Here is a 17,826-nt window from a genome sequence, read left to right on the forward strand (position 1 = left end):
CCTCCTAGAGCCCAGGCGTCACCCCGAAGCGGCCGAGACCAGGCAGCTTGAGCGCCGGGCGTCGGATGTCGAGCCCGAGCACGGCGCCGAAGAAATTGATCTCCAAGCCTTCGACCCAGCCGACGGAAAAGCCAACATATCCGGCAAGCGAAGCATAGATGCCTGTGCCGGACGCCGTCAGGCCGACCCACTTACCCGTGTACGGGAAGTCCTTGCCGATCGCGGTCGGCGGCAGCACGGCTCGGAGCTCGGGGACGGCATCGAGGGCCGCCTGCACGAAGGTGTTCGAGTTGGGACCGGGCCAGACGCTATAATCTCCATAGGACCGAAACTGGTAGTTTTCGATCACGTATCGGATTTTGGGGATCAGCGCCTCGGCGCGCTCTCCGTTGACGGCCACAATGGTTTCTGGCGCCGCGCCGAACCACCGCCCGTCCGGAGCGAAGCCGTTGGTGCGGATCGGTTCGCCCCACGCCGTGTAGTCATAGCGGGTGTAGGTCGGGGCATTTTTCTCCTTGACGACGATCCAGGTGTGAACCGCGAAGATGCTGCGCCACCGCACCGTTCTCGCCCCGAACACCCGTATGACGGCTTCGGGATGATCGGCAGCGGGAAGCAGAAGACCTGCGCTCGACCGATCGGCGGTTTGCCAATTCTGGCGGCCATCGCCCAGCCAGAAATATCTCACCGCCGACGCGGCCAGCGGTGCCAAGACAAGGAACAGAAAGATCAGCAAGGGCTTCTTCAAGGGAGTGATGCGGCGGACGTTTGACAAACCATATAGTTCGCATGAATGCCGCCGCCAGAGCCGAAGGCGCTGAGATCAGGTGGTTGTTCCGCAACCGCAGCAGGATTGGAGCACGCGCATGGACATGAAGGAAGCTGCGGCGACGACGGAAGCCTCCGGCTTGGCAGCCAATCAGGACGGCTTGGAGCAGATCTCAAGCCCGCGGCCAGGTTCCGGAGCGGCCAAGCCACAACCCGACTCGCCTTCGCTGGATTCCGCCAGGCGATGGGCTGACCGGTTGCGAGAGGTCACGATGAAAGCGCCTCTACGGTCGCTGTTTGTCGCTTTCCTGGCCGGAGTGTGGATCGCGCGCCGGCGGTAGGAGCTGTGAGCTTGCGCATTTCGTGACAAGGAGACTGCGGCGATTTATGACTTGCTGGTAAGCGGCGAGATGATCGCGAGGATGGCGGCGCTGGGAGGGCCGCCTTCCAGAATGCCGGAGACTCCGGTCAAGGGACCGCTCACGGATTGCCCGAGAGCGGCCTTTTCGTAAGGCGCATCAAGCAGCCTTTTCTTTGAGTTCAAAATCCATGGTCCAAGTCGAATTTCCTGGCTGCTTGCGGAATATCCAGATGGTCAATGTCGAACCCGGTGGGATGACGATACTGTCACCTTCGTGCATCGTGAACTGCCGAATGTTGCTTTCGGTCGCCCAAATCGAATGAGAGTAAACGTCCTTGTCGCTGGACTTGGTGCAGACCAGAACTCCACCGTTCAAAACGGCGCGGGTGACAGTCTGGCTTACGGACGAGTCCATGTGGATGGTAGTCATCGCGGCAATCTCCAAATGATGAAAAAACGCCGGATGCTCCCTTAGGTTGTCGTGGCATGTCAAGTGTGACCGGCCCCAGTCCGCTCCTCTCAGGGAGCTGGACGCCAACCCGGAAAATTGATGGACCACCCCTTGCTGCACAGCATCAGGATGTTCGGGTTTTCCGCTCCGTTGCCGGATCCGATATAGATCTTGTGCAGGGGGCTCCCAGATCCAGATCACTCTCGGCGCATAGTCGTCTGGACGGTCTTTTTCGTAAAGCACGTCCAATCGCTTAGCTGCAAAGACCGCAACTAGAGAAAGACGATGTTCATGCCATCTCGATCATCGCAATGATCATTGGCGTAGAGCTTCGCTGTCGTCGTTATTATGCTCAGCTCGTAGGGTGGGTAGAGCGCGGTGCTGCTCGTCGTAACTCCGTTGTCAACGAGTTGGCGATCGTGATGCACGGGCGCATCGCCGGCCCTGCATCATGAGCCGCAACTCCTATCCGCAGGGCCGACAGACGTGCTGCGAGGAAGTCCATCGTGGCGCGGATGCGCCGCGGCAACGCGCCGGCGCTCGAAGGTCTCGGCTGCGATGGATACTCAATCGCTGATCGGCTATGTGTTGCCAAATGGGTGGAGGAAGACGGAATGCGAGCCGAGGCGTGGACCGACATCGTTCAAGCGAATGCGTCGAGCTACGGGGGCATCGTCGTAGGCATTGATCCATATCTGCCAGATGTTCCCGCGGCTTTCGAGAGCGAGGGCGGGCGCCTCGATTGGCTGCCCCGATACCTTGATTTCGTCCTGGACCGGACCATTGGTCGGGTCGGCTTCGTGAAATTCCAATCTGCCTACTTCGAGGCATATGGCCTTGCAGGGCTCAATGCCTTGTCGTTGGCAATGAAGCGGGCTCGGAGTGCGGGTATGGGCGTGATTCTTGATGCGAAGCGCGGTGATATCGGATCGACCGCCGCGGCGTATGGGCGAGCCTACCTCACGCCTGGGACTGCTGGTGGCAGCGGCGACTTTGAGGCGGATTGCCTAACCGTTAATCCGATGATGGGACCAGACACTTTGGAGCCATTCCTCGATTGTGTTCGCAGGTATGGCAAGGGCTTGTTCGTCTTATGCCGTACCTCGAATCCCGGTGCAGGCTGGTTACAAGACCGGATGACGGGAAACCGTTTTGTTTCCGATCGGCTCGCTGACTTGATCGCGACTGTCGGCAAGGATTGCAATCAGGGGGCGCGCCTCAATCCGGTCGGGGCCGTGATAGGCGCGACAGTTCCACAAGAAGGAAAGCGGCTTCGTAGCCTGCTGCCGAACGCCATCATTCTAGCTCCAGGGCTCGGGCCGCAGGGAGGAGATGTGACAGCATTGAATGCATTGCGGGGCTCTCATCCGGGAGATCTTCTAGTACCGGTCTCTCGTGGTCTGCTTCGGGTGGACGATCGGTCTATTGCACTGGACGAATACGAACAACTCATCAAAGAACGTCTTGAGCTGTTCAAGGCCGTGATCGCGGCTCCATCGAAGCTTAGTGCAACGGGTTGAAGCCCACGGGAGGAGGTCCGCACGCGGTTGCTCACGCCGGCAGCGCACGCCCCACCTGCCATCCAGGCCTCCACCAGCGCGCCGGCCGGCTCTTGCCCATAGCAAGTGGGTGGCCGAAGCCGGTCGCCGATCCGTACCCCGCCGGGCTTCCCCTCACGCCCCGCATGCCCTATGACGCTGCAACGCAAAAATCCCCCCAAAGACACTCATGATCCGCCTCGACAACGTCAGCAAGCAAGCCGGCCACCAAATCCTGTTCATCGAAGCCTCCGCGGCCCTCAACAAGGGGGAGAAGATCGGTCTCGTCGGACCGAACGGCGCCGGCAAGAGCACGCTGTTCCGGATGATCGCCGGCGAGGAACTGCCCGACGAGGGGCAGGTCTCGACCGATCGCGGCATCACCATCGGCTATTTCAACCAGGACGTCGGCGAGATGTCCGGCCGCAGCGCGGTGGCCGAGGTGATGAACGGGGCTGGTCCCGTCAGCGAGGTCGCGGCCGAGCTGCGCGCGCTCGAGGCCGATATGGCCGACCCCGACAAGGCCGACCAGATGGACGAGATCATCGCCCGCTATGGCGAGGTGCAGCACCGGTTCGAGGAGCTGGACGGCTATGCGCTCGACGGCCGCGCGCGCGAAGCGCTTTCCGGTCTCGGCTTCAGTCAGGAGATGATGGACGGGGACGTCGGCAAACTCTCCGGCGGCTGGAAGATGCGCGTGGCGCTGGCGCGTATTCTCCTGATGCGCCCCGACGTCATGCTGCTCGACGAGCCGAGCAACCATCTCGACCTCGAAAGCCTGATCTGGCTGGAAAAATTCCTGCACGATTACGAAGGCACGCTGCTGATGACCTCGCACGACCGCGAGTTCATCAACCGCGTGATCTCCAAGGTGATCGAGATCGACAGCGGCTCGCTCACCACCTACACCGGCGATTACGAATTCTACGAGCAGCAGCGGGCGCAGAACGAGAAGCAGCAGCAGGCGCAGTTCGAGCGCCAGCAGGCCATGCTCGCCAAGGAGATCAAGTTCATCGAGCGCTTCAAGGCGCGCGCCTCGCATGCGGCGCAGGTGCAGAGCCGGGTCAAGAAGCTCGACAAGATCGAGCGCGTCGAGCCGCCGCGGCGCCGCCAGAGCGTCGCGTTCGACTTCCTGCCGGCGCCGCGCTCCGGCGAGGACGTCGTGGCGCTCAAGAACGTGCACAAGGGCTATGGCTCAAAGCGCATCTATGACGGGCTCGACTTCATGATCCGCCGTCGGGAGCGCTGGTGCGTGATGGGCGTCAACGGCGCCGGCAAGTCGACGCTGCTCAAGCTGGTGGCCGGCGCGAGCGAGCCGGACCAGGGCACGGTGGCGCTCGGAGGCAGCGTCAAGATGGGCTATTTCGCCCAGCATGCGATGGATCTGCTCGACGGCGAGCGCACCGTGTTCCAGTCGCTGGAGGACGCGTTTCCGACCGCGGGGCAGGGCTCCTTGCGTGCGCTCGCCGGCTGCTTCGGCTTCTCCGGCGACGATGTCGAGAAGCGCTGCCGCGTGCTCTCGGGCGGCGAGAAGGCGCGCCTCGTCATGGCCAAGATGCTGTTCGATCCGCCGAACTTCCTGGTGCTGGACGAGCCCACTAACCATCTCGACCTTGCCACCAAGGAAATGCTGATCAACGCGCTGTCGGATTTCGAGGGCACCATGCTGTTCGTCTCGCACGACCGGCATTTTTTGGCGACGCTGTCGAACCGCGTGCTGGAGCTGACGCCTGATGGCATCCACCAATATGGCGGCGGCTATACCGAATATGTCGCGCGCACCGGGCAGGAGGCGCCGGGGTTGCGGAGCTAGTGAGGGGGCCGCGGACCTTGCAATGACGGAGCTCTGGTAGGGTGGGCAAAGGCGCAATTCGCGCCGTGCCCACCATCTCGTTCTGATCTGCGGCAGATCGTGGGCACGCTTCGCTTTGCCCACCCTACGAAATCCGACCGTGTAGCCCGGATTTCGCGATCGCTTACCGCAAGTTCTCCCTCAGCACCTCGCCATCGACGCCGCGCGGTCTGTGATGACCGCCGCTTCAAGCGAGCGTAGCCGACGCACTAGTAAGCGTAGAACATCCGCTGAATGTCCTTGGTGTCGGTCGTCTTGGTCAACGCCAGCATCAGCAAGATGCGCGCTTTCTGAGGATTGAGCGTATCCGAGACGACGAAGTCGTGTTCATCGTCCTTGGCCTCGCCATTGCGCGCGACGATGCCGTTGCCGACACGGCTGCTGCGAACGATCACCACTCCCTTCTTGCGGGCTTCGTCCAGCGCCGGCTCGACCGCGGGGCGGGCCAGGCTGCCGTCACCCACGCCGGCATGCACGACCCCCTTGGCGCCGGCGGCGACAAAAGCGTCGATCGCAACCCGGTTCATGTTGGCGTAGCCGTAGACGATGTCGACCTGAGGCAGGACATCGAGGTTGGACACGTCAAATTCGGAATCCGCCGTGTGCCGGCGGGTCGATTGCCGATAGAAATACGGCTTGTTGCCCTGCATGTAGCCGAGAAAGCCGAGTTCAGGCGTGCGAAAGGTGTCTGCCGTGGACGTGTTGTTCTTGGTGACGTCGCGCGCGGCGTTGATCTGATCGTTGAGGGCGACGAGCACGCCCTTGCCGACGGCTTCTTCACTGCCTGCGAGGATCACCGCATTGAAGAGGTTGATCGGGCCGTCCGCGCTGATCGCGGTCGACGGCCGCATCGCGCCGACGACGACCACAGGCTTCTTGCTCTTGACGACCAGATTCAGGAAATAGCTGGTTTCCTCGATCGTATCGGTCCCGTGCGTGATCACGATCCCGTCCACGTCGTCCTGCGCGAGGAGCGTATTGACGCGCTTGGCGAGCTTCAGCCAATAATCATTGTTCATGTTCTCGCTGGCGATCTGGAAGACCTGCTCGCCCTTGACGTTGGCCACCGTTTTCAACTCGGGGACGGCGTTCAAGAGGGTCTCGATGCCCACCGTGGCTGCGGTATACCCGACAACGGTGGTGCTGCTCGCCCCGCTGCCGGCGATCGTGCCGCCGGTTGCGAGAACCATGACGTTGGGCAGGCCAGGGCCTCTGGCGTTGGCAACGTCAACAATCATGAGCAGCGCAAAGAGCACACTCATTGTCGCCATCATGTGATCACGCACGCGGAACTGCAACATCTCGCCCATCCTTTGCTGGAAGCCTCGTCGACGCGCCCCGGTTCGCTCAGCGCTGCATCATCCGTCAGCCGCTGCGTTCTGTCTAGGGTCGCGAGGAGTTTGCTTTACGCGCACGGCGCGTCGGAAAACTGGCGGCGGGGAAGGCACAAGAACCAAATGGCCGGGAGGTCTAAAGCGCGATGCGATCGGGATGAATCGTCATCGCGCTCTAGCTTATTGTTTGAGCATGATCTTCTCGGAAAGCCGCTTCGCACTTTTCCGGATCATGCTCTCGCGCGAAGACGCGCTTATGCCCGGCCATGACGGCATTTCGTTGTGATGGCTTTGCTGAAAAAGCCGGGAACGGACTGCGCGCTTACGCGCTGGTCTCGCACTTCTTCATGAAGCTGTTCTTGGCGGCGCCGGCCAGCGGCTTGCCGTCGGAGCCGACGGCCTTGGGTGCGCAGGCGTCTTCCTTGCACTTCTTCAGGAACGAGGTCTTGGCGGCGCCGGCCAGCGGCTTGCCGTCCTTGCCGACGGCCTTGCTTTCGCAGGTTTCTTGCGCAAGGGCCGAGCCCGCTGCAAAGCTGGCAACGATCGCAGCGAGGAAAATCCGCTTCATCATGGGGGTCTCCTAAGCCAGAAATGGCCGGGAGATTGGAGCCGCAAATCGTGGCGCAATCAAGCAGGATGAGCACCGGCCGCCCGCTCGCCCCGCTGATTTTTGCGCTTCGAGCGCGGAAGATGTCGCCTCTGTTGCACTGCTCGCTGACCTCATCGGGCGATCCTGCTAGCGTCGGTCCCTCGAGATGGAGAGGAAGCATCGTGATGGACGCCGCGATCCCGCACGACCAGGGCGCCGCTGAGCGGCATTCCCACCTGGTTCGCCCCCAGGACATGGATTGGCAGAAGACGCGCTTTCCGGGCTGCGAGGCCAAGACGCTGCTGTTTGATCGCGGCACGGGGCTGATGACCGCCTTGATGCGCTTTGCGCCGGGATCGGTGCTGCCCGATCACGAGCATGTCGGCATCGAGCAGAGCTGGGTCATCGAAGGTGCGCTCGTCGACAAGGAGGGCCCGGCCAAGGGCATTGCCTGCAAGGCCGGCGAATTCATCTGGCGCGAGGCGGGCAGCCGGCACGCCGCCTGGTGCCCGGAGGGCGCGTTGATCCTCGCGATCTTCCAGGTGCCGAACAAGTTCTTCGAGGCCGACGGCCGCGTGGTCGATGCCGCCGGCCAGGATTGGGACGAGGTTTGGGGGCACACCGCGGCGCAGCGGGCGCAGAGCGCCTGATCGCCTTCACACGCCGCGCACGAGCAGCGCCTTGAAGTCGGCCCGCGCGCGCTGGGCTTCGGCGCGCGCGGCGTCGGAGGCGTCGCCCATGCCGAAATAGCCGTGGATCAGGCCGGGGCCCTCATGATGCTTGACGCGGACGCCGGCCGCTTCCAGCGCCCGCGCATAGGCCGCGCCTTCGTCGCGCAGGGGATCGAACCAGGCGGTGGTCACGACCGCGGGCGCGACGCCGGCCAGCGATGCGGCCCGCAGCGGCGAGACGCGCCAGTCGCCGGCGTGCGCGGGATCGGCGAGATAGTGGCCGCAGAACCATTCCATGGTCGCGCGCGTGAGGAAGTAGCCGTCGGCGTTCTCCGCGCGCGAGGGATAGCGTGCGTTCTCGCGCGCATCGGCATAAGCGCCGACGACGTCGGTGACCGGATAGACCAGGAGCTGCGCGGCGAGCTTGATGCCGGCATCGCGGCAGGCGATCGCGGTCGTCGCAGCGAGATTGCCGCCGGCGCTGTCGCCGGCAACGCCGAAGCGCTTTGCGTCACCGCCAAATTCCGCGATGCGGCCAAACACGTCGCTCACCGCGGCGAAGGCATCCTCGAAGGCGCCGGGAAAGCGCGTCTCGGGCGGACGTCGATAGTCGACGGAGACGACGACCGCGCCGGTCTCGATCGCAAGGTTGCGCGCCTGCCGGTCGTGGGTTTCGAGATCGCCCGCAACCCAGCCGCCGCCATGGAAGAACACCACCGTCGGTGCCGGCGGGCTGCCGTTCCGGTAGACCCGTGCAGGAAGCGGACCGGCGCCGCCTTTCACCTTGATATCCTCGACGCTATCGACGGGCGGCGGCGGAATGGCCGCGCGCGAGGCAGCGAGTGCGCGCAAGGAATCGCGGGCGCTCTGTGGCGTCATGACCGTGGGATCGCGCATCGGCATGAGCGGAATGATCTGGGCGATGACGGGATCGAGCGGTGCGGCCATGGGCTTTCCTCACAGGGTTCTTGGTCTTGCTTGGTCATTAGCATAGGTTTTGCGCGCCGCATCGGCAACCGGTGGTCTGTCGCAACGCCGGACGAGCGGGCAGGGAGGTTCACGAGGTGGAATTCGAGACGCTATCCAGTCGCGCCGCAGCGTGCGTGGCTTCAAAAACACGCCGGTGCCGCGCGCGGTGATCGCACCCGGCAGGTCGACATCGCCATGCGCTCCGACATTGTGCGCGAGGTCGCCAAGATTCCGGAAGGACGAGGTCATCATGAGCGTCGCGATGGGCTATCCCGACGACAGCTTTTCGCGAACGCAGTTCGCTCGGACCGCGAGCACAACCACGAGTTCGTGCGTCACGTGGGTTTTGCCGATTAGCGCGAGCAAGAGGAGATTATTCTCTGGCGGAAAGTTTTTTGGTGCGGCGTCGCGAGTGGCCTCTTGCAATCTCGAAGTTGCGGGAGGAACAATATGCGGACTGAGAGGTTTGTTGCTGGCGCGAGGGAATTGACATGCGGCGGCTGGCTAGCCTGGTTCGGCGGTTCTTCGGTCCGCGATTGCGGCACAAGATCGATGATGATCCAAGTCTTCCTTTCACACCCGAAGAGTTCGGCCGACTGATTCGCAGCGGCCGGCACGAGGACATGAAGCTGCTGGCCGACGGGCTGGCCTGCCGCTCCATCCCGCGCCGCGCCAGCTATCGTGCGACGCATTAAGGCGGCGTTCGAGACGGGGTACAGCGCTCATCGTGTGAGCGCGACCTGCTTGAACGAGCGGACCAGCGCCTTTTCCAGCTTGCCATTCATCCCGCACAGAACGTCGTAGGCCTCCGCGCGCGGCATGGTCGGCTTGTAGTGCCGGTGCTCGATCAGCGCTGCGAAGATGTCCGAGATCGTTAGAATCCTGACGATATCGCCAATGCTCTCGCCGCAGAGCGCATCGGGATAGCCGCTCCCGTCCAGATACTCGTGATGGTGGCGAACGGCATCGAGGATCTCCCGCGATATTCCGTCATGGTCCTTGAGAAAGTCGTAGCCGGCGGCCGGATGCGTTTCGATCAGCGCGCGTTCCGTGGCATCGAGGCGACCAGGCTTGTCGAGCACCGCGAGCGGAATCTGCGCCTTGCCGATGTCATGGAACATGGCCGCCGAGTAGAGACGTTCCAGGTCGGCCCTGCCGACGCCAAGGCTCAGTCCGAAGTCGATGGCAAGACCGGTCACCAGTAGGCAGTGCTGATAGGTTCCTTCGTGGTGGCGCCGCACCGTCATGAGCCACTCGGTCAGGCCCTGCCGGGTGATGCGCTCGGCGATCTGGCGACCGGCCTCCTTGGCACCATCGACATCGAGCGGCTGGCCCAAGGTGACAGCCGCGAACATCGATGCGATCGCGGTCGCTGCGGTCTCGACGGCGTTGTCGGATTGCAGCGTATCGCCTGACGAAGCGGACGGCCCGTCGGCCGGATCGGCCAGTGCCGCCAGCAGCTTGGTCCGGCCGACCGTGCTGGGAAGGACCAGCGTCGCCCCGAGCGCATAGGCCTGGGAAATGCAGACGTGGGAGGTGTGCTCGAGCAGGAAGATGCGCTTCCCGACCTTCGCCAACTTGGCAGCCCGCTGCTTGATGGCGGCGATATTGTCGACGTCGCGCAGCTCCGCGCGAATGACGATGGCGACCGGTGTCTGCGACAGCCTGGAATCGGCATCGAGCCGCTCGCCTGCAATGGCGAACCTCTCCTGGAGGATCGAGCAGATGCCCGAGAGCTTTTCGGACGTGTCGGCCAGCACGTGCAGGAGGGGACGAGCCGTTGCCGTCGTTCGGATGCCGGCGTCACCATTGACGGAGCCGGATCTGGTTCGCGCGTCTTGCACGGTCTGACCTGGATTGCGACTATCTGGATGTGAAAACTGCGGGTGGAACCTTCGAATTCTATTTGCCTCTATTTGACCTGGACCGCGTTCTGCCCGGGCGCTGGTGCGCCGGCAGATTTCTTCTTGCCGTCAACGGTAATGAAATGGACGCCGGCGGTGGTGCCGTCGATCCAGACCAGCTCGCAGCGCCGGTAGGCGAGGCCTGTCGACGACAGCACCATGAAGAATTCCTTGGCCTTGAGCACGTCGAGCGTGCCCTCGACCTCGACCTTCGCGCCCGTCTGCGATACGTCGAGCAGGACGCAGCTGCGCCGCCAGGTGCCGTCGGACCCCATGAGATTGACCGGCTGCCTGTGGTCCAGCTTCACGCGGGCGGCTTTTCGACCGTCGAACTTCATCAGCTAACCCCCATGTTCTTTGCGTCCCGATGACCCCGACCGCTCTCCTTGGCGTTTGCAGCAATTTCGCCCCAACGCACCGTCCACTGGCTGGTCGACAGCAGCAACGTCTCGAAAATGTGCTGTGCGCGTCCGCGCTCGGCGAAGGAAAGCCGCGTGCCGCAGCGGTTGCTCAGGATGGCGAGCGTGGTCTGCCAGTTCAGCCGCGAGGCGCGGCAGGCCATGACGAGACCCTCGCAATCCTCGTCGGTGATGACATGCTCGACGATCTCGATGGGAGTCCCCGACAGCACCGACAGCGCCGTAACGAGGTTGGCAGTCTCGCCGCGAATGGCGAAGCGGTTTACCGTGGAATCGTTGAGCTTGCCGGTGCGGTTGAGCGCGACGATTTCCGGCCGCGCGCGTGCATAAGCGGCGGCGCAGGGCAGCCTGGCGACGTTCGGCGCGGCCGTTGCGGTCTGATGCGAGCCGATGGCCTTCGGCCCTGTGCCAGATTTCGGCGCTGGCAAGGCCGACAGCAACTCCCGCATGACCCCATCGGGCGTGTCCGGCCTGAGCGCCAGAGCTTTGGTCAGTTCGTCATCCGACAGGCACTTCTCAATCAACGCAACGTAGGCGGCATCGGAGAATCTTGCCTCCCTGTTGCCAATCAGTGCGAGACAAACACTGGGGGCGCCACACTTGATCAGCGTCTCGATCACCAGTGGATCGATCGGCGCGCGGCCGGCGATCGCACATTGCTGTCGTTCGCCGCTCGCGGCTGCGACCGACTTGAGATCGGCCGTGGACAGTGATTGCGAGCGGAGCAAGACAGGGCAGGCGACTTCCGGATCGTGGTGTGAGGCGAGACGTCGCACGGTCTTCGGCGGAGCCACTTTGAGCTCTGCGAGCGCCGCGCTGACATCAATCAGCGTGCTGGCCTCAACCCGCTCGACCAGCCGCAGCAGGACGCCGTCGGCCATGTCGGCGAGTAATTCCTGAGATCGGTCGCGGCTGCTTGTGAGCAGTTGCAATATGCCTGAGAGGATGCGAGCACACCGGTCCAGCGGACATGTTGCAACCGCGTTCTCCAGATCGACCAGACTATCAGCAGGCGAATTTGCCATCATGGCAGGAGCCTGAAATTAAATAAATTGAACGATCAACCGACGGTCATTCCGCCTCAAAGGCGTTAATTTGAATTTTAATCCTCGAAGGCTCGGGTATTGACGCACCGCCGGCCTTGTAGGAAACGTTATCGAAATTCGGCGAGACCGGGTTGTCCCGGATTGTTCTTTCAACCAACCCCTCTGCATTTAATCAGGCCACAGTTAGGATCGATTCTGACGAAATAATCGAAGGAGGAAGCGAACCGGCACCCCGCGGCCGGACGCAGATCCAGAGCGGCGCGGCATTTTCTTGTTTCCATGAACAGCATTGACGATGTGCCGAGGTCGGCACTCAAAACATTTCGCTTTTCAGACGTCGACGAATTTCGAAACGCCATACGCGGGCTGAACTTCGAGTTCACCCCTTTTGTGCGGAAGATTTCGGCTGAGCAGACAATCCTCGCCTTGCCCGGCTGCGACGTGAATTTGACGCGCGCGTTTCCGCGGGTGGTTGACGCACAACTCGTGGAGAATTGCACTGCGATCGGCTTCACGATGGACGATCTCAACGTGCCGATTCGCTTCAACGGCTCGCAACGTGCGCGACCGGTCGTGGTCATAGGCAACAGCGGAGCGGCCTACACCACCATCGAGGAGGTGCAGCGGCAAATCGCCTCGGTGATTTTCCGGCCCGAGGTGAGGGATCGTGGTTGGCCGCTCACGCTCTCGAGCTTCAAGATTTTTGAAATCTCCACGGTCGGCTTGCAGCGGTTGCGCGGCGTGGTTCGCGAAGTGCTGGCCGAGGCGTCCGGCCCGGTCGAGGCGCAGGAGCTCTTGTTGAAGGGCGCGGCGATGAAGGAGTCCCTGCTCGGAGCCGTCGACGAGGCCTTTGCAACGATCGTTTCGGCCCGCTGGACCCTGGGTCCCAACGACGGACGGAATTTCAAGATGTTCCAGGACATCCGCGCGCTGCTGTCTGAGGACCTGTCGGAGCCGATTTATAGCGATGAGATCGCGCGCAAGCTCGGGCTGTCCGTTCGCACCATGCACGACGTCGTTCGCCGCTATCGCGGCATGAGCCTGCACCGCTACTTGCGTCTGCACCGGCTGTGGCTGGTTCGCCGGCGCCTTATCGCCGGGGCCGACAGCGTCAAGGCGGTCGCGCTGGCGTATGGCTTCTGGCATCTCAGCGATTTCTCCAGAAGCTACCGCGACCAGTTCGGCGAGACGCCGTCGCAAACGCTGGACCGCGGTCGCAGAAGGTAGCGCGACAAATCGGGTAGGGCTGGGCGCCGGTTTCGTGCTACCGTTCGGCCATGAACAATCGCATTCTCGTTCTCTACGGTTCCTACCGTTCCGACCGCATGGGCATCCGCCTTGCGAATTTCGTCATCAACCGGCTGCGCGGCCGCGGCGAGGACGTCGAGTTCATCGACGCCAAGGCGATCGGGCTGCCGATGCTGGACCGCATGTACAAGGAACATCCCAAGGGCTCGGCGCCGGAGGCGCTGGAGAAGCTGGCCGGGCAGATCCGCGACGCCGACGGATTCGTCTTCGTCACCGGCGAGTACAATTGGGGCATCCAGCCCGGCCTGAAGAACCTCACCGACCACTTCCTGGAGGAATGGTTCTGGCGCCCGGCCGCGATCGTGAGCTATTCGGCCGGCCGGCTGTCCGGCGCCCGCGCGGCGACGGCCTGGCACGGCACGCTCTCGGAGATGGGCATGGTGGTGGTGTCGAGCACCATCGGCGTCGGCCCGATCGCGCAGACGCTGTCGGAAGCCGGCGAGCCGATCGGCGACGGCGGCAAGGCCCTGGAGCGCGCGTTCCCGCGCTTCGCCGACGATCTGGCCTGGTGGATCGAGGCGGCGAAAGCACAACGGGCGCGCAAGGCACCGCCGTATTGACGTCGCGCTACGCCGCCCGGACCTCGCCGAGGAAGCGCTCGAACTGGCCGGCGAGATCGCGCGACTGGGTCGAGAGCTGCTCGGCTGCGCCCAGCACCTCTCTCGCGGCGGTGCCGGTATCGTCGGCGGCGCGCTGCACGCCGGAAATGTTGCTGTTGACCTCCTGCGTGCCGCGGGCGGCCTCCTGAACGCTGCGGGCGATCTCCTTGGTGGCCGAGCCCTGCTCCTCGATCGCCGCCGCGATCGCGGTGCCGATCTGGTCGATCTCGGCGATGACGTCGGCGACGTTGCGGATTGCCGCCACCGTCTCGTCGCTCGCGGACTGGATCGCGGTGATCTGCTCGGAGATCTCGGTCGTGGCCTTGGCGGTTTGGCCGGCCAGCGACTTGACTTCGGAGGCGACCACGGCAAAGCCGCGGCCGGCTTCGCCGGCACGGGCAGCCTCGATGGTCGCGTTCAGCGCAAGCAGGTTGGTCTGCTCGGCGATGCTCTGGATCAGCGTCACGACGTCGCCGATCTTCTGGGCGCCCTCGGCGAGCGTGCGCGCGGTGTCGCCGGTGCGGCGGGCATTGTCGACGGCACGGGCCGCGATCTCGGTGCTTTGCGCGACCTGACGTCCGATCTCCGCGATCGAGGAGGTCAGCTCTTCGGTGGCGCTCGCGACGGTCTGCACGTTGGTCGAGGTCTGCTCGGAGGCGGCGGCGACCACGGCGGCCTGGCTGTTGGTCTGCGCCGCCGTCGAGGTCATCGACTGCGCGGTGCTTTCCATCGCCGCCGAGGCTCGCGAGAGGCCGCCGACCAGCTCGGTGACCTTGGCCTCGAAGGCGCGGGTGAGATCGTCGAGCGCCTGGGCGCGGCGCATCTTGCCGTCGTTCTCGGCCTGCTTCTCGGCCGCGAGCCGGTCGGCCCGGATCATGTTGTCCTTGAAGATCTGAACGGCCGCGGCCATCGCGCCAATCTCGTCGGAGCGCTCGGCGCCGGGAATCTCTTCCGCAACCTCACCGTCGGCGAGCCGCGACATCCGCGTCGTCAGGCCGACGATCGGCGCGCAGACGCGGCGGCGAACCGTCACGATGAGGCCGGCGCTGGCCATCAGCACGGCGACAAGGCCGACGAGGGCGATCGTGAAGCTGGTGCGCGCGGCGGAGGAGGCCCCGGCGAGGATCTGCTCCGCGTTGTCGTAGAAGGCGTCGCGGACCTCGATGACGGTGGACAGGCCGCGCTGCGTGGCGGCGTAGTAGGTATCCACGTCGTGCTCGTACTTGCCGGTGACGGCGCCGTCCTTCGCCAGCTTGAGCTCGCGGCCGAACTCCTCGACATAGACCGAATTGAACTTCTCCAGCGCCGCGGCGACGTTGGCGGGCGTTGCCGGATTGCCGCGCAATTCCAGCAGCGCCATCACGAGCTGGTCGTTGCGGCCCTGCGAGCGGCTGATGTCGGCCTTCTCGGCATCGGTCGCCGGCTTCTTCCCGCCAACGAGATTCTTGTGCAGGCTCGAGTTGAAGCCGCCGACGTCGCGCAGCGTCATCGCCATATTGGCGTAGCTGGCCTGCCGGTAAGCGTCACCGTTCAGGATCGCCATGCGGCGGACCTGCTCGTTGAGCAGCGCGGTGACGCCGCCGTTGAGCACGGCATTGTCTGCGACGATCTTCTTGGCGGCGTCCTTGCGCGCCTCGGCGGGACCTGCCAGCGCCTTGTCGATGGCCTCGCGCAACGCGATGAACTTCGCGTTGATGCCGTCGATGTTGCTGCCGATCGTGGTGCCGTCGTCGAAAGGGCCGGGCAGCTCCTTGCGCAGCGCGTTCATCTTGTCGCGGGCGCTGTCGGTCTGCTTGCGCAGCTTGTCCTGCTCGGCCAGCAGCGCGGGGTCGATGGCCGCAGGCCCGTACAGGATGTTGGTGGAATAGCCGCGCTCCGGATTGAGATAGCGCGGGATGTCGCTGACCGCACGGACGATCGCGAGCCGCCCCTGCGCCTCGGTGATCCGCTCCATCGTCTGGTATTTCGTCACGGCGACGTAGACGGCGAGGCCACCCCCGACGGTCGAGAGCGAGACGATGGCGCTGGTCAGGAGCGTACCGATTTTCATGGTTAGTCCGGCAAATAACGGAGAATTATTTGCCCGGACGATAGGGCGGCCATGTTAATCTGCGGTTTACGCTACCTGGCCGGCTCAGCCGGATGTCCGCTCGAGCCTGGCAAGGATCTCCAGCGTGGCGGCGTCGCGCTCGCCTGCGAAATATCGGGCGAGCGCCTGATCGAAGACGGGCTCGTCGGATACCGCGCCGAACAGCGTCATCGACGAGCGGAATTTGGCGTCATCCGGCGCGCCGAGGATCGCGTTGATGGTCCGGCCCTCGACCGCGAGCACCAGCCTGGTGCATTCGATCAGCCGCCCGCCCAGGATGGGGTGGGCGAGATAGGCCTCGGCTTCAGTGCGGGAGCCGATGGCGTAGCGCTGCGACATGGCGCTGACGCCGAGACCTGCGATCTGGGGGAAGATGAACCACATCCAGTGAGTCTGCTTCCGGCCCCGGGCCAGCTCCTCCTGGACGTCGCGAAAAACCGGATTTTGGGCGTGGACGAACCGTTCTAGGTCGAAAGTATCGGTCATCGGATACCCCCGAAGGTGTCTTACCGGCCCCGATTATGCCTAACTTTTGGCTCCGGAGTTAGTCAACGCAATTAAGCCATTGGAGATACTGCGTATTTTTTTTGAGAATCGGTCTCGGGCTAACGGTGGGCTAACGAGATCGCGAGAACAAGGAGAAAAGCCAGACCATCACCCGGGGGCAGCTAAATGCCCCTGGGATGAGTGGACCTGTAGCCGAACATCCGTTCAGAACATTCCGATCAAGGTGAAAAGGCCGATCTCGACCACGAAGGTCGCGGCCATGATCGCGACCGTGAGAAACACATCGCTCACCGGGAGAGGGGTCATGGCGTGCCTCGCACGTTGCGAAGCCCCGAAGCCCGCTAGCCAACTCCCGGCTCGCGGGAGTGTTTCAGTTCCAAGCCGTCTTGGGCCGCGATTCATTCGCCGCTTGATCGTTCCTGCGGCTGCGTCTGAGCGTGCTCGTCCTCGACGGCGCGGAGCAGGGCGGCAAGGCTGGAATATTCCACGCCATCGCGGGTGTAGCGGTTGACGCGCTCGACATAGCGGGCCGATCCGTCGGGCCTGCCGCGCCAGCTGAACAGCAGCACGGCGCTATTGTGTTGGCGCAGAACGTGGCCGGCGCCATTACCGAAATACTTGCTCATGGCATGGCGCTTCATGGCCGCGCCTCCAGCCTCGCCCAACTCGTCCATTCCCGGATGAGCGTCCCAGAGGGAAACGTTGCTATTGTAGGCGAGGAGAGATCCGGCCAAGGTGAATAGCTTCACACTTCACGGTTTTCAGACGATATTCGCCTAGCGCATTTCGAGTTCGCTGATTGCCTGCGCTGATATCTTTGCAGGGTCTTTGATCCCGCTTTGAGCGATTTTGATGATTGTCTTCGCCACCAATTCCGTGAGCGGATCGTCACGATCCTTAACGCAAAGTGTGCGTAAGGTTTGCTCGTAAGCCTTTGTAATGCAGGCAATCTGCTTCGGTGCCAAACCGTCGGTTTGCAAATGCAGGTAGATGGCCATGTCTCGCCCTCCAGCACGCCTGAGGTCGCACAATACCATGGAACCGGAGCTTAGCGGGAACTGGCCGTCATTCGTTCTACCCACGAAGTGGTATTTTGCCCTATGAGAACAGAATAGGTCCAAGAAGCCTAATCCACTTTTTATAAATCAGTGGGAGCTTCCAACCATGCAGGACCGATCCTCCCAGCGCCGTCGCATTCTCAAGGCCGGGCAAATTGTGTTCGGCTCATCGGCCGTTGATTGCATCGTTCGCGATATCTCCGCGACGGGTGCCCGCATCCAAGCGCGGGGCCCGCTTTGGTTTCCTGACAGCTTCGTGCTCGCGATAACCTCGGATGGCACTTCGAGGCGTTGCCATATTGTTTGGCGAAAGGACGGCCAGATCGGTGTAGCTTTCGACAAGTAAGGCCGCCTCAGTACATG

General features: G+C 63.3%; 20 protein-coding genes. 8 read left to right on the plus strand and 12 right to left on the minus strand.

Features of this window, described 5'->3' with window-relative positions:
• Window positions 1-4 precede the first annotated feature (4 nt).
• Window positions 5-736, minus strand: coding sequence for a DUF3750 domain-containing protein (locus AB7M16_RS37075; RefSeq protein WP_453947070.1), 732 nt, complete (start codon window positions 734-736; stop codon window positions 5-7).
• Between the two features lie 130 nt (window positions 737-866).
• Here AB7M16_RS37075 and AB7M16_RS37080 point away from each other — a divergent pair, with 130 nt between their 5' ends.
• The gene (locus AB7M16_RS37080) at window positions 867-1,109 is read left to right on the plus strand and encodes a hypothetical protein (protein WP_453947071.1); all 243 of its coding nucleotides are present in this window, start codon (window positions 867-869) and stop codon (window positions 1,107-1,109) included.
• A 177-nt stretch (window positions 1,110-1,286) separates the two neighbouring features.
• Here AB7M16_RS37080 and AB7M16_RS37085 read toward each other — a convergent pair whose 3' ends face one another.
• Window positions 1,287-1,559, minus strand: a complete 273-nt coding sequence (locus tag AB7M16_RS37085; RefSeq protein WP_172788520.1) for a hypothetical protein — start codon at window positions 1,557-1,559, stop codon at window positions 1,287-1,289.
• A gap of 536 nt (window positions 1,560-2,095) precedes the next feature.
• Between AB7M16_RS37085 and pyrF the strand changes: the two genes are divergently transcribed.
• Both pyrF and AB7M16_RS37095 read left to right on the plus strand, forming a co-directional pair.
• The gene (pyrF, locus tag AB7M16_RS37090; RefSeq protein WP_453947323.1) at window positions 2,096-3,100 is read left to right on the plus strand and encodes an orotidine-5'-phosphate decarboxylase; all 1,005 of its coding nucleotides are present in this window, start codon (window positions 2,096-2,098) and stop codon (window positions 3,098-3,100) included.
• Window positions 3,101-3,308: 208 nt separating this feature from the next.
• Window positions 3,309-4,931: an ABC-F family ATP-binding cassette domain-containing protein gene (locus AB7M16_RS37095; protein ID WP_212258432.1), complete on the plus strand. Its 1,623-nt coding sequence runs from the start codon at window positions 3,309-3,311 to the stop codon at window positions 4,929-4,931.
• A 248-nt stretch (window positions 4,932-5,179) separates the two neighbouring features.
• On the opposite strand, the gene AB7M16_RS37100 is transcribed toward AB7M16_RS37095, so the two are convergent.
• Both AB7M16_RS37100 and AB7M16_RS37105 read right to left on the minus strand, forming a co-directional pair.
• Window positions 5,180-6,271 (minus strand): type II asparaginase, encoded by a 1,092-nt coding sequence (locus AB7M16_RS37100; RefSeq protein ID WP_439363207.1) that lies wholly within the window; start codon window positions 6,269-6,271, stop codon window positions 5,180-5,182.
• 355 nt (window positions 6,272-6,626) lie between these two features.
• Window positions 6,627-6,875, minus strand: a complete 249-nt coding sequence (locus tag AB7M16_RS37105) for a hypothetical protein (protein ID WP_172788524.1) — start codon at window positions 6,873-6,875, stop codon at window positions 6,627-6,629.
• 203 nt (window positions 6,876-7,078) lie between these two features.
• Here AB7M16_RS37105 and AB7M16_RS37110 point away from each other — a divergent pair, with 203 nt between their 5' ends.
• Entirely contained in the window at window positions 7,079-7,543 is a 465-nt protein-coding gene (locus AB7M16_RS37110) for a cupin domain-containing protein (RefSeq protein ID WP_212258436.1), read from the plus strand.
• Window positions 7,544-7,549: 6 nt separating this feature from the next.
• On the opposite strand, the gene AB7M16_RS37115 is transcribed toward AB7M16_RS37110, so the two are convergent.
• Complete coding sequence (locus AB7M16_RS37115; RefSeq protein ID WP_453947072.1) at window positions 7,550-8,512, minus strand: alpha/beta hydrolase; 963 nt, start codon at window positions 8,510-8,512, stop codon at window positions 7,550-7,552.
• A 512-nt stretch (window positions 8,513-9,024) separates the two neighbouring features.
• On the opposite strand from AB7M16_RS37115, the gene AB7M16_RS37120 reads away from it, so the two are divergent.
• A complete protein-coding gene (locus AB7M16_RS37120; RefSeq protein WP_175422601.1) occupies window positions 9,025-9,228 on the plus strand; it encodes a hypothetical protein in 204 nt (67 codons plus the stop codon).
• A 27-nt stretch (window positions 9,229-9,255) separates the two neighbouring features.
• Here the strand turns inward: AB7M16_RS37120 and AB7M16_RS37125 are convergent, their stop codons facing one another.
• The 3 genes from AB7M16_RS37125 to AB7M16_RS37135 all read right to left on the minus strand — a co-directional run bounded on the left by AB7M16_RS37125 (window position 9,256) and on the right by AB7M16_RS37135 (window position 11,884).
• A complete protein-coding gene (locus AB7M16_RS37125; RefSeq protein WP_453947073.1) occupies window positions 9,256-10,377 on the minus strand; it encodes an HD-GYP domain-containing protein in 1,122 nt (373 codons plus the stop codon).
• Between the two features lie 68 nt (window positions 10,378-10,445).
• Window positions 10,446-10,775: a PilZ domain-containing protein gene (locus tag AB7M16_RS37130; RefSeq protein ID WP_172788528.1), complete on the minus strand. Its 330-nt coding sequence runs from the start codon at window positions 10,773-10,775 to the stop codon at window positions 10,446-10,448.
• Window positions 10,775-11,884, minus strand: a complete 1,110-nt coding sequence (locus AB7M16_RS37135) for a DUF2336 domain-containing protein (protein WP_453947074.1) — start codon at window positions 11,882-11,884, stop codon at window positions 10,775-10,777. Before AB7M16_RS37135 ends, AB7M16_RS37130 begins: the two co-directional genes overlap by 1 nt.
• A 297-nt stretch (window positions 11,885-12,181) precedes the next feature.
• Between AB7M16_RS37135 and AB7M16_RS37140 the strand changes: the two genes are divergently transcribed.
• Together AB7M16_RS37140 and AB7M16_RS37145 are read left to right on the plus strand one after the other, a co-directional pair.
• Window positions 12,182-13,129, plus strand: a complete 948-nt coding sequence (locus AB7M16_RS37140; RefSeq protein ID WP_453947075.1) for a helix-turn-helix domain-containing protein — start codon at window positions 12,182-12,184, stop codon at window positions 13,127-13,129.
• 50 nt (window positions 13,130-13,179) lie between these two features.
• On the plus strand, window positions 13,180-13,770 hold the full coding sequence (locus tag AB7M16_RS37145) for an NADPH-dependent FMN reductase (protein ID WP_453947076.1): 591 nt from the start codon (window positions 13,180-13,182) through the stop codon (window positions 13,768-13,770).
• Between the two features lie 7 nt (window positions 13,771-13,777).
• On the opposite strand, the gene AB7M16_RS37150 is transcribed toward AB7M16_RS37145, so the two are convergent.
• The 4 genes from AB7M16_RS37150 to AB7M16_RS37165 all read right to left on the minus strand — a co-directional run bounded on the left by AB7M16_RS37150 (window position 13,778) and on the right by AB7M16_RS37165 (window position 17,403).
• Window positions 13,778-15,859: a methyl-accepting chemotaxis protein gene (locus AB7M16_RS37150; RefSeq protein WP_453947077.1), complete on the minus strand. Its 2,082-nt coding sequence runs from the start codon at window positions 15,857-15,859 to the stop codon at window positions 13,778-13,780.
• 84 nt (window positions 15,860-15,943) lie between these two features.
• Window positions 15,944-16,384 (minus strand): DUF1810 domain-containing protein, encoded by a 441-nt coding sequence (locus tag AB7M16_RS37155; protein ID WP_453947078.1) that lies wholly within the window; start codon window positions 16,382-16,384, stop codon window positions 15,944-15,946.
• A 419-nt stretch (window positions 16,385-16,803) separates the two neighbouring features.
• Complete coding sequence (locus AB7M16_RS37160) at window positions 16,804-17,046, minus strand: hypothetical protein (protein WP_453945074.1); 243 nt, start codon at window positions 17,044-17,046, stop codon at window positions 16,804-16,806.
• 135 nt (window positions 17,047-17,181) lie between these two features.
• Entirely contained in the window at window positions 17,182-17,403 is a 222-nt protein-coding gene (locus tag AB7M16_RS37165) for a hypothetical protein (RefSeq protein ID WP_453947079.1), read from the minus strand.
• A gap of 166 nt (window positions 17,404-17,569) precedes the next feature.
• Here AB7M16_RS37165 and AB7M16_RS37170 point away from each other — a divergent pair, with 166 nt between their 5' ends.
• Window positions 17,570-17,809, plus strand: a complete 240-nt coding sequence (locus tag AB7M16_RS37170; protein WP_453947081.1) for a PilZ domain-containing protein — start codon at window positions 17,570-17,572, stop codon at window positions 17,807-17,809.
• Window positions 17,810-17,826 lie beyond the last annotated feature (17 nt).

This window comes from Bradyrhizobium sp. USDA 372 (assembly GCF_053629095.1).

Coding starts and splice junctions, on each gene's coding strand:
- AB7M16_RS37100 (WP_439363207.1), bottom strand. CDS start 6,271: ATGTTGCAGTTCCGCGTGCGTGATCACATGATGGCGACAATGAGTGTG.
- AB7M16_RS37080 (WP_453947071.1), top strand. CDS start 867: ATGGACATGAAGGAAGCTGCGGCGACGACGGAAGCCTCCGGCTTGGCA.
- AB7M16_RS37130 (WP_172788528.1), bottom strand. CDS start 10,775: ATGAAGTTCGACGGTCGAAAAGCCGCCCGCGTGAAGCTGGACCACAGG.
- AB7M16_RS37085 (WP_172788520.1), bottom strand. CDS start 1,559: ATGACTACCATCCACATGGACTCGTCCGTAAGCCAGACTGTCACCCGC.
- AB7M16_RS37155 (WP_453947078.1), bottom strand. CDS start 16,384: ATGACCGATACTTTCGACCTAGAACGGTTCGTCCACGCCCAAAATCCG.
- AB7M16_RS37140 (WP_453947075.1), top strand. CDS start 12,182: ATGAACAGCATTGACGATGTGCCGAGGTCGGCACTCAAAACATTTCGC.
- AB7M16_RS37150 (WP_453947077.1), bottom strand. CDS start 15,859: ATGAAAATCGGTACGCTCCTGACCAGCGCCATCGTCTCGCTCTCGACC.
- AB7M16_RS37165 (WP_453947079.1), bottom strand. CDS start 17,403: ATGGCCATCTACCTGCATTTGCAAACCGACGGTTTGGCACCGAAGCAG.
- AB7M16_RS37115 (WP_453947072.1), bottom strand. CDS start 8,512: ATGGCCGCACCGCTCGATCCCGTCATCGCCCAGATCATTCCGCTCATG.
- AB7M16_RS37145 (WP_453947076.1), top strand. CDS start 13,180: ATGAACAATCGCATTCTCGTTCTCTACGGTTCCTACCGTTCCGACCGC.
- AB7M16_RS37160 (WP_453945074.1), bottom strand. CDS start 17,046: ATGAAGCGCCATGCCATGAGCAAGTATTTCGGTAATGGCGCCGGCCAC.
- AB7M16_RS37095 (WP_212258432.1), top strand. CDS start 3,309: ATGATCCGCCTCGACAACGTCAGCAAGCAAGCCGGCCACCAAATCCTG.
- AB7M16_RS37120 (WP_175422601.1), top strand. CDS start 9,025: ATGCGGCGGCTGGCTAGCCTGGTTCGGCGGTTCTTCGGTCCGCGATTG.
- AB7M16_RS37110 (WP_212258436.1), top strand. CDS start 7,079: ATGGACGCCGCGATCCCGCACGACCAGGGCGCCGCTGAGCGGCATTCC.
- AB7M16_RS37170 (WP_453947081.1), top strand. CDS start 17,570: ATGCAGGACCGATCCTCCCAGCGCCGTCGCATTCTCAAGGCCGGGCAA.
- AB7M16_RS37135 (WP_453947074.1), bottom strand. CDS start 11,884: ATGATGGCAAATTCGCCTGCTGATAGTCTGGTCGATCTGGAGAACGCG.
- pyrF (WP_453947323.1), top strand. CDS start 2,096: ATGCGCCGCGGCAACGCGCCGGCGCTCGAAGGTCTCGGCTGCGATGGA.
- AB7M16_RS37105 (WP_172788524.1), bottom strand. CDS start 6,875: ATGATGAAGCGGATTTTCCTCGCTGCGATCGTTGCCAGCTTTGCAGCG.